This window comes from Cupriavidus sp. GW821-FHT02F09, from assembly GCF_059421605.1.
In genome coordinates this window covers 65,382-77,837 of the sequence record NZ_JBWKVH010000010.1, presented here as the reverse complement: position 1 = coordinate 77,837, position 12,456 = coordinate 65,382, and the positions used below count along the sequence as shown (strand labels likewise).

At 66.7% G+C, this 12,456-nt stretch carries 10 protein-coding genes; 5 read left to right on the top strand and 5 right to left on the bottom strand.

Annotated elements, in window-relative coordinates:
* Nucleotides 1–112 precede the first annotated feature (112 nt).
* Together AC07XB_RS13960 and AC07XB_RS13955 are read right to left on the bottom strand one after the other, a co-directional pair.
* Nucleotides 113–691 (bottom strand): phasin family protein, encoded by a 579-nt coding sequence (locus AC07XB_RS13960; RefSeq protein ID WP_492810616.1) that lies wholly within the window; start codon nt 689–691, stop codon nt 113–115.
* Between the two features lie 202 nt (nt 692–893).
* Nucleotides 894–1,922 carry a Bug family tripartite tricarboxylate transporter substrate binding protein gene (locus AC07XB_RS13955; protein ID WP_492373649.1) on the bottom strand — a complete coding sequence of 343 codons (1,029 nt, stop codon included), beginning with the start codon at nt 1,920–1,922 and terminating at the stop codon, nt 894–896.
* Nucleotides 1,923–2,167: 245 nt separating this feature from the next.
* On the opposite strand from AC07XB_RS13955, the gene AC07XB_RS13950 reads away from it, so the two are divergent.
* The 3 genes from AC07XB_RS13950 (at nt 2,168) to AC07XB_RS13940 (ending at nt 6,528) form a co-directional block, all read left to right on the top strand.
* The gene (locus tag AC07XB_RS13950) at nt 2,168–3,967 is read left to right on the top strand and encodes an IlvD/Edd family dehydratase (RefSeq protein WP_492373648.1); all 1,800 of its coding nucleotides are present in this window, start codon (nt 2,168–2,170) and stop codon (nt 3,965–3,967) included.
* Between the two features lie 58 nt (nt 3,968–4,025).
* Nucleotides 4,026–4,700 (top strand): GntR family transcriptional regulator, encoded by a 675-nt coding sequence (locus tag AC07XB_RS13945; RefSeq protein WP_492373647.1) that lies wholly within the window; start codon nt 4,026–4,028, stop codon nt 4,698–4,700.
* 256 nt (nt 4,701–4,956) lie between these two features.
* Entirely contained in the window at nt 4,957–6,528 is a 1,572-nt protein-coding gene (locus AC07XB_RS13940; RefSeq protein WP_492373688.1) for a sensor domain-containing diguanylate cyclase, read from the top strand.
* 52 nt (nt 6,529–6,580) lie between these two features.
* Here the strand turns inward: AC07XB_RS13940 and AC07XB_RS13935 are convergent, their stop codons facing one another.
* Together AC07XB_RS13935 and AC07XB_RS13930 are read right to left on the bottom strand one after the other, a co-directional pair.
* On the bottom strand, nt 6,581–8,713 hold the full coding sequence (locus AC07XB_RS13935; RefSeq protein ID WP_492828269.1) for a cation:proton antiporter: 2,133 nt from the start codon (nt 8,711–8,713) through the stop codon (nt 6,581–6,583).
* Nucleotides 8,714–8,910: 197 nt separating this feature from the next.
* Nucleotides 8,911–9,837: a LysR family transcriptional regulator gene (locus AC07XB_RS13930; RefSeq protein ID WP_492373687.1), complete on the bottom strand. Its 927-nt coding sequence runs from the start codon at nt 9,835–9,837 to the stop codon at nt 8,911–8,913.
* Between the two features lie 203 nt (nt 9,838–10,040).
* Here AC07XB_RS13930 and AC07XB_RS13925 point away from each other — a divergent pair, with 203 nt between their 5' ends.
* Nucleotides 10,041–11,012, top strand: coding sequence for a 3-hydroxyacyl-CoA dehydrogenase family protein (locus AC07XB_RS13925; protein WP_492373645.1), 972 nt, complete (start codon nt 10,041–10,043; stop codon nt 11,010–11,012).
* Nucleotides 11,013–11,075: 63 nt separating this feature from the next.
* On the top strand, nt 11,076–11,918 hold the full coding sequence (locus AC07XB_RS13920) for a beta-keto acid cleavage family enzyme (RefSeq protein WP_492828271.1): 843 nt from the start codon (nt 11,076–11,078) through the stop codon (nt 11,916–11,918).
* A 23-nt stretch (nt 11,919–11,941) separates the two neighbouring features.
* Here AC07XB_RS13920 and AC07XB_RS13915 read toward each other — a convergent pair whose 3' ends face one another.
* Entirely contained in the window at nt 11,942–12,208 is a 267-nt protein-coding gene (locus tag AC07XB_RS13915) for a hypothetical protein (RefSeq protein WP_253929871.1), read from the bottom strand.
* Nucleotides 12,209–12,456: the final 248 nt, after the last annotated feature.

The window sequence follows — 12,456 nt, the reverse complement described above, 5'->3', positions numbered from 1 at the left end:
TTCAGGCCGGTTGCCATTGAAACTTCGCCACACCAGTTCGCGCCACCCGCTCAAGGCGGGCACCGCAGTTGCTACTGGCGGACGTGACCGGCAAGGGTCACCTGAGCCGGGTTTATTCGGCTGGCTTGGCCGGCTCCACGACTGGCTCCACAATCGGCTCCGCGACCGCCTCCACCACGTCGGCCGGTGCCGCCAGCAGCGCAGTCTTGCGCGGCGCGTTTTCGACGGTTGCTTCCGGCAGCAGCTTGCCGCCTGGCAGGTAGGCCGCGACCCATCCCGTCATCGCCGCGCCCATGGTGGGCAGCCCGCTGCCGTACTCCGGCAGGAAATCCCGGCCCATCAGGCACCATTGAAACGGATCCTGGCCGCCGATCGTAGCGAAATGGCGTTGGACGTTGTCGGAAAAATCGGCGTTCGCGCCAAACACGATCTCGATCAGGCTGTGGGTGTAGGCGGCAATGTGCTGCGCCATCACGTCGGCCAGCTCGGGCCGGAACGTGGTGAAGCTGAACGGTTGCGCGGCCGCCTCGCGCAAGTAGTCGGTGCCTTCGGCAATCAGCGTCTTTGCCGTTTGCAGGTTCAGCGCGCCGATCTTCTGCGCCACCTGCGCCCAGGGGCTTGCCAGGCCAAAATCGATGACGGGGTAAGGCAGAGGCGCCTCGACGTGTTCAGCGTGAGATAGGGTAGCCATGAGCGTCTCCGATAGATCATGACGAGGCAACGCGTCCGAAGGGATTTCGCCGGTGGCAATCGTCACTTGCTGCGCCGCAGCATTGCGCTAGTCATCATAGGCGCAATCGTCAGGGTGTCAAGGCGCGCGACGGCAGGCGCCCACCCCGTCACATCAGGGCGGGGCGGGCAACCTGCGTTCCGGGATCCGGCTGCGGGGCGGCTTACTCTGGCTTGACGCCCGCTTCCCGGATCACCGCGGTCCACTTCGCCAGCTCGGACTTGATGCGGGCCTGGGTCTGCGCTGGCGTGGTCCAGGTGGCGATGGCGCCCTGCTTGAGCAGGGAGGCCTTCACGTCGGGCTCGGCCAGGATCTTCTTGAGCTCGGCGTTGAGCCGGTCCACCACTGGTGCCGGGGTGCCGGCCGGGGCCACGATGCCGAACATGGAGTTGACCTCGAAGTCCTTCAGGCCCGCTTCATTGGCAGTTGGCACGTCGGGCAGCGCCGCTACGCGCTCGCTGGTGGTAACGGCCAGCGCGCGGATCTTGCCACCCTTCACGTAGGACTGCGCCGCCGGCACGGTCTCGACCATGCTGAGCACCTGCCCGCCGATCAGGTCGGTCATGGCGGGGCCGCTGCCTTTGTAAGGCACGTGCAGCATGTCCACGCCGGCCATGCGCTTGAACATCTCGCCGGCCAGATGCTGGGGCGAGCCGTTGCCGGCGGAGGCAAAGGTGATCGCGCCAGGGGTGGTTTTTGCCAGCGCGATCAACTGCGGCAGGCTGTTGGCCTTGACGCTGGGATTGACCACGAACACAAGCGGCACGGTACCCACGATGGCCACCGGCGCAAAGCTCTTCTCGATGTCGTAGGAGACGCGGTTCTTGTACAGCGCCGCGTTGATCGCGTGGCTGGTTAAAGCACCCATCAGCAGGGTATAGCCGTCGGCCGGCGACTTGGCGACCAGCTCCGCGCCGATATTGCCGGCGGCGCCGGCCCGGTTGTCGACCACGACCTGCTGGCCCAACGCGGTGGACAGGTGCTGCGCCAGGGTGCGGCCGATGACGTCGGTGGCGCCACCCGGCGGGTAGGGCACGACCAGGCGGATCGGCTTGGTGGGATAGTCGGCGGCAGCGGCCAGGCCAGGCAAGGCGGCTGTGCCTGCCAGCATGGCGCCCGCTAGCGCGCAGAGAATCAGATGGCGCCTGGGCGCGGAAACGCGCGTTCGCGCGTGGCGTCGAATGCCGGTCATAGGGGAATCTCCTGCGCCGGGTTGGTATGGATGGGAAGGCACAGCAAGGCTGTGCGGCGCGGGACGCCCGGCTCGTCGCTACGGCAGAGTGTAGGGGGCGTCGCTTGATAGAAGAATCAGAAGTTTTCTATCGACTGATCTGAATCTTCAATTAAAGGTGCAGGGCTGAATTTTCCATTGCGGCTGAGTGGCAAGGCCAGATATGATGCCTGCCTCGATTATCAATAATATTATTGGAGATGTGCATGGCCGGCTCCCACGATTCCCGCAAGGACCCTTCCGCTTCGGCACAGGCCGGCCAGGACCCCTTCGAGCCAGCGCAAGACGCCGAGAGCGGCTTGGGCAAGGGCCTGACCAACTATGGCGACAAAGGCTTCTCGCTGTTCCTGCGCAAGGCCTTTATCAAGGGCGCGGGCTATACCGACGACGCGTTGTCGCGCCCGGTGATCGGTATCGTCAACACCAACAGCAGCTACAACCCCTGCCACGGCAACGCGCCGCAACTGGTGGAAGCCGTCAAGCGCGGCGTCATGCTGGCGGGCGGCCTGCCGGTGGACTTTCCCACCATCTCCGTGCATGAGAGCTTCTCGGCGCCTACCAGCATGTACCTGCGCAACCTCATGTCGATGGACACCGAGGAAATGATCCGCGCGCAGCCCATGGACGCCGTGGTGCTGATCGGAGGCTGCGACAAGACCGTGCCCGCGCAGTTGATGGGCGCGGCCTCGGCCGGCGTGCCGGCGATCCAGCTGGTCACCGGCTCCATGCTCACCGGCTCGCATCGCGGCGAGCGCGTGGGCGCCTGCACCGATTGCCGCCGCTACTGGGGCCGCTACCGCGCCGAGGAGATCGATGCGCCCGAGATTGCTGACGTGAATAACCAACTGGTTGCCAGCGTGGGCACCTGCTCGGTGATGGGCACGGCCAGCACCATGGCCTGCCTGACCGAAGCGCTCGGCATGATGGTGGCCGGCGGTGCGTCGGCCCCGGCGGTCACCGCCGACCGCGTGCGGGTGGCCGAGCGCACTGGCACCACTGCCGTGGCCATGGCCCGCTGCGGCCTGACGCCGGACCGCATCCTCACCGGCCGCGCGATCGAGAACGCCATCCGCGTGTTGCTGGCTATCGGTGGCTCCACCAACGGCATCGTGCACCTGACCGCCATCGCCGGGCGCCTGGGCATCGACATTGACCTGGCCGGGCTGGACCGCATGAGCCGCGAGACCCCCGTGCTGGTGGACCTGAAGCCCTCCGGCCAGCACTACATGGAAGACTTCCACGCGGCAGGCGGCATGCCCGCGCTGCTGCGCGAGCTGCGCCCGCTGCTGCACCTGGACACGCTGACGGTGTCGGGCCGCACGCTGGGCGAGGAGCTCGACGCCGCGCCCGCGCCGTTCGCGCAGGAGGTGATTCGCCCGTTCGACGCGCCGATCTATCCGGTGGGTGGCCTGGCCGTGCTGCGCGGCAACCTGGCTCCGGGCGGCGCCATCATCAAGCAATCCGCCGCCGATCCTGTGCTGATGGAGCATGAAGGACGCGCCGTGGTGTTCGAAGATGCCGAGGACATGGCGCTGCGCATCGACGACGACGCGCTGGACGTGAAAGCCGACGATATCCTGGTGCTCAAGCGCATCGGGCCGACCGGCGCGCCCGGCATGCCCGAGGCCGGCTATATGCCGATTCCCAGGAAGCTGGCGCGTGCCGGCGTGAAGGACATGGTGCGCATCTCGGACGGCCGGATGAGCGGGACCGCGGCTGGCACCATCGTGTTGCACGTGACGCCGGAAGCCGCCATCGGCGGCCCGCTGGCGCACGTGCGCAACGGCGACCGCATCCGCCTGTCGGTGGCGCGGCGCGAAATTTCCCTGCTGATCGACGACGCGGAACTGGCCCGCCGCGCGGCCGAACACGAAGTGGTGCGGCCTACCGCCGAGCGCGGCTATCGCAAGCTGTTCCTGGCCACGGTGACGCAGGCCGACCAGGGCGTGGACTTCGATTTCCTGCGTGCCGCGCGGACCAGCGAAACCGTGCCGCGCAAGTCCTGAGAGTCCTGTCATGGATCGACCAACCCGTGCAGGAACGCGCGCACAAGCGGCGCATAGCATGCAGGACGATACCGCCGGCGGTGCCCAAGCCATGCTGGCCGCCGCCGCGATCCTTGAGGAAGACATCGTCTTTGGCTTGCTAAGTCCGCGCGAGCGGCTGGTCGAAGACGACCTGATGGCGCGTTTCAACCTGAAGCGCCATGTGGTGCGCCAGCTGCTCGTCACGCTGGAAGGCATGGGCGTGGTCGAGCGCAAGCGCAACGTTGGCGCAGTGGTGCGCGCCTTTCCGGCGCGCGAGGTGATGGAGCTGTACGCACTGCGCGACGTGCTGGAAACGCACGCCGCCGGCCTGATCGCGCTGCCGGTGCCCGCGGTGCGGTTGCAGGCGCTGGTGGCCGTGCAGCAGGAGCACGACGTTGCGGTGGCCGCGGGCGATGCGCGTGCGGTGTTCCGCATCAACCAGCGCTTTCACCGGGAGTTGTTCGCCCTGGTCGACAATGCGGTGCTGCGGCAGGCCATCGAGGAATACGCGCGCCGCGCCCATCCGATCCGCTTTGGGTCGCTGGCTGCAGCGGGCTATCGCGAGCGTGCCAGACAGGAACACTGGGCCATGATCGAGGCCCTGCGCGAGGGCCGGCGCGAGGATCTTGTCGCGCTATGCCGTAGCCATCTGCTGCCCTCGCGCGACGCTTACCTCGCAGCAGAACGAGAGCGTGCCGGAGGGCCTGCTTAGTACATTAACATTACATTATTTGTCTCCCGGGCATGGTTAATGGAAATATTGGGGAAAATCAATACGCCAGTCGAGGGGAAACTTGAAATCCCTTTCCCAATCTTAACCGCGAGGGCTGGCATTTGCGCGTTGTGGCAGGAATATTAGCCAGCGGACCGTGCTAAAATCGGTCCCTTCTGAAGATTCTGAAGATTGTCGGCCTGCAAAAGAGATGTCAGCGCAACCGTGTAAGCCGCTTCCGGAGCGCTCGCCCAAAATAGGGCTAGGTGGTCTGATCCTGCTCCTGGCCCTGGGATCGGTCCTGCTGACCATGGCCAATGCGCTGTACTCCAGTTACCGCGTGCAGCGCGACCTGCTGATCCGGAATACGCTGGAAGCCAACCGTGTCTATGCGGCCAAGCTGGCTGAGTCCACGGGAGCCCATCTTGAAAGCACCATGCAGCAACTGGCATACAGCGCCAGTTTGCTAGCTGCGGCCATGGACAATCCGGCCCGTGTGAACGAGGAGGCCGAGCGCTTGCGCTTGCAGACCAGGAGCCTGAACTCGGTGGCCATCGTCCGCCAGGACGGCATGGTGCTATCCGTGTCGCCAGCGGCCTTGCGCCGGGCCGGACAGAGCGTGAGGTCCGATTGGGGGCACACGCTCCTGACCACCCGCACCCCGGCGATCAGCGAGCCCTTTACAACTTCCAGCGGGCGGCTGATTATCTTTATTTCCCATCCCATCATTAATGCGGAGGGGCGGCTGCTTGGTTATGTCGGGGGTACGATTTATCTGAATGCCAAGAACCTGCTGCATGAGATTCTCGATAGCCATTATTATCGGGATAGCTCTTATGTCTATGTGGTGGACCGTAAGGGCACCGTGATTTTTCACCCGGACGACACCCATGTTGGCAAGTCGATCTTCAAGAATTCGGTCGTGCTGGCGGTAACCAGCGGCGCAGCGGGCGCGCAGCAGATAATGAACCAGTACGGTGTCGAGATGCTTGCAGGCTATGCGCCGGTCGCGTCCACCGGGTGGGGCATCGTGGCGCAAAGATCCACGCAAGCCACGCTAGCCGATCTGAATGACCTGGTGCTGGTGACATTCGGCAACAGCATTCCCATCCTGCTTCTGTCGCTGGTCTTTATCTTGTGGTTTTCCCGCTGGATCTCGCGGCCGCTGGGGCAATTGGCCGATGATGCCCGGATGGGGACCACGCCCGACGGGATGGAGCGGATCGAGCGGATCCAGGCCAGGTATGTCGAAGCGGATCGTCTCAAGAAGGCGCTGCTGCGGGGCATGAGCCTGACCAGCAGCAAGCTGGACCGGCTCAACCATGAATCCATCACCGACGCACTGACGGGGCTGCGCAATCGGCGCGGGCTGGGCAATGCGCTCAGCCTGTACGCGCTTGGCGGGCAGTCCTTTGCCGTCATCACGCTCGACGTGGACCACTTCAAGTCGATCAATGACCGCTACGGGCACGATGTCGGTGACGAGGTGCTGGCGCATATCGCTAGCCTGATGCGGGCCGGCTCCCGGGGCGGCGACATGACATGCCGCAACGGCGGGGAGGAGTTCGTTATCTTGCTGCCCGGCACGACCGCGGACAATGCGTTCCTGATTGCGGAGCGTTTGCGCGAGGCTGTGGAAAAGACGCCTAACCCCACCGGTGGGGTCGTGACGGTTTCGCTTGGCGTCGCGCATTTTCCTTCTTCGGCGGAGGAGGTTGGCGAGGTGCTGAAAAAGTCGGATATCGCGCTCTATCAGGCCAAGCGCAACGGACGCAACAACACGGTCCGGTACCAGCCGGAACCGGCCGTCCAGGCGGATTCACCCTGATCGCGCTGGCAGCGCCGCCTGGCGCGATAACTTGCGCGAAGCACGGTGCCCCTCATTCGCGGGACGCAGACTCCGGAGCTGGCATCGGTTGCGCGGACAGCGCGCTGCGCAGTGGCGGACGCGCCAGGTTGGCCCGCCACGCGCGCTGGATCACTCGCGCTATCTGGTTGTAGGCTTGGCTGGAAATGACCTTCTCCTCGCGCATGGCCTCCAGCGAACGCTGGCCCTTGCGCAGGGCAAACAGCATCAGCAGGCGCTTCTCCAGCGCCACCGTGTAGCCGCCGAATTGCGCGCGCATCTCATCCAGGCCACCTCCGGCCGATTTGACGCGCTCCTCCAGCACGCCGTCCAGCAAGGTCGCCATGCGCGCGCCGAACACCGGCGTGAGCAGCGAGCGGTTGTACTGGCGCAGCCGCTCCAGCACCGTCTGGCGGCAGACCAGCAGCTCGAAGCGGTCGGCCAGCGCGTGGGCCAGCGGCCGGTCGATCGACAGGCGCTGGTGCAGGAAGAGCGCCACGCGGTAGCCGCGCTGGTAATCCAGGATATGCCGGGCGGCGCGGTTGTAGCCCAGGCGGCCATGCTCGCGCGCGGCGTCGATCATCAGCGTGGTGTTGCGCATCATGGCGTCGAGGTTGGCTACCGAGATCACACCGTCGCCGTACTCCGGGATCAGTTCGCGCTCGCGCGTGGCCAGCGTGACCAGGCCAATGGTGACGCGGTCGCGCTCGGATAGCGCGGCGTCGAAATCGAACTCCAGCGCGCCCAGCTCGATGTCGCGCCGGTAGCGCTGCGCCACCTCGCGCGCCGCCGCGGGAGGCAGGTCGAAGGTCTGCGCGATGTGGTTGAGCGTGGTTTCGACCTCCTCGGTGGAGAGCTGGATGGCCTGCTGCTGCAATGCCCGGTCCTGGGCGGTGAGCTGGTCCAGCCCGAGCCGGTGGATGAGCCCGCGCAGGGTGGTGCCGTTGAGCAGCAGGCTGACCAGCACGAATCCGGTGGCCAGGATGGCGATGAAGTGCCGTGCCTCGTACGGCAGCGCCTCGTTCTCCGCGATGCCCAGCGCCAGCACCAGCGTCACCGCGCCGCGCAGGCCGCCCCACGCAATGGCCAGCTTGTAGGCATTGCTGATCGGCGCGCTGACCTTCAGCCAGGAGAGCAGTGGCAGCAAGCCGAACAGCGTGAGCAGGCGCGCTCCCAGCGCGGCCACTACGAGTGCCAGCAGCAGCAAGCCGTGATGCACGGTCACCCCGGCCAGCAAGGACGGCACGCGCACCGCCGCCAGCAAGAACACGACGGCCCCCGTGATGCCGGCGTACTGCTCCCAGATCATGCGCATGTGGTTCCAGTTGCGCGGGCTCAGCCGGGTGGGCCCGAGCGCGCTCACCATCAGGCCGGCGCATACCACGGCCACCACCCCGGACACGCCGAGCAACTGGTCGGCGAGCAGGTAGAGCGGATAGGGCAGCGCCAGCGTCAGCGCGCCCTCGGCCATGGCCAGCCCGGCCAGGCGCGGCAGCAGGTCGGCCAGCAGGCGTCCGGCGATCGCGCCGCACACCACGCCGCCCACGAATGACCAGGCCAGTTCCCGCGCGCCAGCGGCCAGCGTGGCCTCGGCGCCATGGCCGGTCAGCATGGCCACCAGCACGCCGGCAATGGCAATGGCGGCGGCGTCGTTGAGCAGGCTCTCGCCTTCCACCAGCCGGATCAGCCGGCCGGGCGCGCCGACATCGCGGAAGATGGCGATCACGGCGGCCGGGTCGGTGGTGGCTACCACCGCGCCCAGCAGCAGGCACACCACCAGGCTGGCGCCGCTGACCAGCGTGGTGACCAGCCCGATCACGCCCGTGGCCACGATCACCGCGACGATGGCCAGCAGCAGGATCGGCGCGGCGTCCGGCAACATGCTGCGCACATCGGCGGTCAGCGCGGCGTGGAACAGCAAAGGCGGGAGGAAGATCCACAGATAGGCCTCGGGCGGGAGCGCCGGGTCGATCAGGGGATGGAGGAAATGCAAGGCGAACTGCGGGTAGGCGGCGTCGACGGCTACATAGCCCGCGCCGATAGCGATGCCGATGGCCGAGAGCAGCGTGGACTCAGGCAGTGCCAGCTTGGCGGCGGCGACCTGCACCACCGCCACGATGGCCAGCAGCGCGCCCGCCAGGATGAGCACGTCGACGACGATATTCAAGCGCGCCTCCGTTGCCGGGCGCGGGAGGGCCCGGGTTGTATTGTGTGTACTGTGGGCGACGACTGTGTCACTAAGGGATCCTTGCGCTTAGGTGGCTGCCGGCTCCGAACATACCGCGATATCGCGCGCGCTTTCAAGCCTTGTGCGCTTTGCCCACCGCTTTGCCCACCGCTTTTCGCGATCCCGTCCCCGCTCGCTCATGCCGGATCGGCAACACCGCCGTCGGCTTGGGCCAGGTGGGCGCGCAGCACGCCGACCAGCGCCGCCGCCGCGGGCGACAGGCTGCGGTTGCGTGCCGTCACCAGCCCGATCGAGCGCTCCGTCACCGGCGCGGTGAGCAAGCGCTCGACAATGCCGGCCTGGCGCACCGTGCCGGCCGCAATCTCAGGCAGCGCCGCCACGCCGAAGCCGCATTCGACCATGGCCGCGATGGTGGCCAGGTGCTCGGCCTCGAACACCGGCTGGAAGCGGATACGGTTCTGCAGGAAGGCCCATTCGGCGTACTGGCGCACGCTGCTGGGGTGCGTCATGGAAACATGGCCGGCGTCCACCGTATCGGCCCAGCGCACCGGCCCCTTGCCGTGGGCCAGCGGGTGCTCGCTGGGAATCAGCAACACGAAGCGGTCGGACATCATGGGGTCGTAGTGCAGGTCCGCCTGCTGCGGGTCGGCCGCGGTCAGCGCGAAATCCACCTCGCCCGCACGCACCAGGTCGAAGGCCGGGCCGGAGAGCGTATCGAAGACCTTGAGCGTGACCTTGGGATGCTCCCGCCGGTAGGCCATCAGCACGCGCGGCAGCAGGCGGGCGGCCAGCGAGGGCAGGGCGGCCACCGCAACATGGCCGCGCTCGGCGCTGGCAATGCCGCTCACGGCGTCGATGGCGTCCCGGAAGGCGGCCTGCAGGATCGCAGCCTGCTGCATGAAGACTTCGCCTGCCGCGGTCAGCCGCACGGTGCGGGTGGTGCGATCGAACAGCCGCACGCCGAGGGATTCCTCGATGCGCAGGATCTGGGTGGACAGCGCCGATTGTGACAGGTGCAACTGCCCCGCTGCCTGGCGGAAGTTCAGGGTGCGGCCAAGCACCAGGGTGGTCTCGACATCGCGCATCGACAGGTTGATTTTCACGGCATGGACGGCGGATTGATCTTGATTGTCGATCATTCTATCCAGAAAATCTGATTCATCAATCAAAGCGGCTTGTCTACACTCATGGTCAATCCCGCTGAACCCGGGCCATGACGTGGCGCAGGCGATGTTTTCGCCATATTTTCATGGCAAACACGGGTTCAGCCGCCCAACGACAACACCAGACAGTTCAAAGGAACGCCATGCCCGACGCCGCCCACTTTTCGCTAGCCGCACCTGGCACCGCACACGCCGTGGTGGTAGGCGGCGGCACCATGGGCGCCGACGTGGCCGTGGTGCTCACCCGTGCGCACTGCCGCACCACCGTCGTGGAGCCGGATGCGCCGCGCGCGCAGGCAGTCGCCGCAAGGGTAGCCGCCAATCTCGCCGCGATTGGCCCTGCGGCCGAGGTTGGCCTGGCGGGATTGACGGTAGCCGCAGGGCTCGACACGGTCGACTGGAGCACGGTCGACCTGGTGATCGAGTGCATCCCCGAGCGGCTCGACATCAAGCGTGCGCTGTTCGCCGACCTGGCCCAGCGTGCGCGCCCGGATGCCATCCTCGCCAGCAATAGCTCGAGTTTCCCGATCAGCGCCATCGGCGCGGGCCTGCCCACCCGCGAGCGCATGCTCGGCCTGCATTTCTTCATGCCCGCGCACCTGGTGCCGCTGGTGGAGGTGGTGCTGGGCGAGGGCAGCGCCGAGGCCGGCGCCGACGCCTTGATCGCTTTCATGCGGCGTTGCGGCATGGTGCCGGTCAAGGTGAAGAAGGACTTGCCGGGTTTCCTCGCCAACCGCCTGCAGCACGCGCTGTCGCGCGAAGCCTTCGACCTGATCGACCGCGGCATCGCCTCGCCCGAGGATGTGGATGCGGCGGTCCGCTTTGGCTTCGGCTTTCGTTTCCTGGCCGCCGGGCCGGTCATGCAGCGCGACCACGCTGGCATCGACGTGCACGCGGCGGCCGGGGCTACCATGTATCCCACGTTCAACAACGCGGCGGAGCCGGCCAGGTGTCTGACCGAGCGCGCGGCGGACGGCCGCCACGGCATGAAGAGCGGTGAAGGCTTTTACCAGTGGACGCCGCAGACCATCGCCGCGGAACGTGAGCGCTATGATCGGCTGCTGCGCGCGGGGCTCGACCTGATCGCGCCCGAGCTGCCCAAGATCGAACCCTGAACCTCGCCAGATCCACCAGATTTACTAAATCGATTAGATCGACCAGGTCGACCAGAGCGCACTATGAGTGAACACACCTTGCTGGCGGATTCGCCGCTGATCATTACCGTCGCGCCCAACGGCGCCTACAAGACCGCCAAGGACCACCAGGCCGTGCCGCTGACCGCGGCGGCACTGGCGGCGGACGCGCGGGCCTGCCTGGAAGCCGGCGCGGCCATGATGCACATGCACGTGCGCCAGCCCGACGGCCGTCATTCGCTGGATCCACAGATTTATCGCGAAGCGCTTGCCGTGGTGAAGAAAGAAGTGGGCGATGCCTTGCTGGTCCAGGTGACCAGCGAAGCCGCCGGCATCTACCGCGCGGCCGAGCAGATCGCCATGGTGCGCGAGCTGCGCCCGGAGGCAGTTTCCATCGGGCTGCGCGAGATCGCCGTGCCGGACATTGCCGAGGCCGAGCTGGCCGATTTCCTGGCCTGGCTGGCACGCGAGCGGGTGTTGACGCAGATCATCCTGTACGACGCAGCCGACGTGGCGCGCTGGCAAGCGCTGCGCGCGCGCGGGCTGGTGCCGCCGGGTGCGTGGTCGGTGCTGTTTGTGCTGGGCCGGTATTCGGCGGGGCAGGTATCGTCGCCGCGCGACCTGCTGCCGTTCCTGCAGGTCTATGACGGCGCGCTGCCGTGGGCAATCTGCGCCTTCGGGCGCGAGGAGAATGCCTGCGTGACCACGGCCGCTGCGTTTGGCGGGCACGTGCGGGTGGGCTTCGAGAACAACCTGAAGCTGCGCGACGGCAGCACCGCGCCAGGCAACGCGGCACTTGTCGGGCAGGCGGCCGAAGGCGCGCGCACGCTTGGGCGCCCGCTAGCTTCGGCCAACGAAGCCAGGCAAATCTACAGCGAGATCCGCTGATCGGCGGCGCTCGGCGCCGATGCTTATGCGCCGTCGCTGAACGAGTCGCGGGTGCCGTTGCGCGCGCCGTCGGTGAACGGGTCCCGCGTGCCGCTGCGTGCGCCGTCGGTGAACGGGTCGCGCGGGCCGAGCTTGTTGGCGCCCTGGGTGTAAATGTCTCGCGCCTGGCCGGTGGCCGCGCCATCGAGATACGGGTCCACGCTGCGCGGGGCGGCGCTGGCGAGGCTGGCGACACCGCCAAGGGTGGCGGCCAGCGCAGTGGCGAGCAGGGCTTGCTTGAGTGTACGCATTGTTTTTCTCCGAGGATTCGAGGGGCGGGCAATCTCTTTCGATCGACCGTGCTGGCAGTCTAAGAAACAGGCACCCACGACAACATGACCGGCACATGACAATGCTGTCATGCGGCGGGCGTTGCCTCGGCGGCACTCCTTGTCCGCCGCCACGTGATATCCACAAGTTCCAACGCCTTCGAAGTTCGCGCAATTTCTCCCCGTTGCGCCCCAACTTTTGCCAACTGGCGTGACTCGCTAATCCTGGC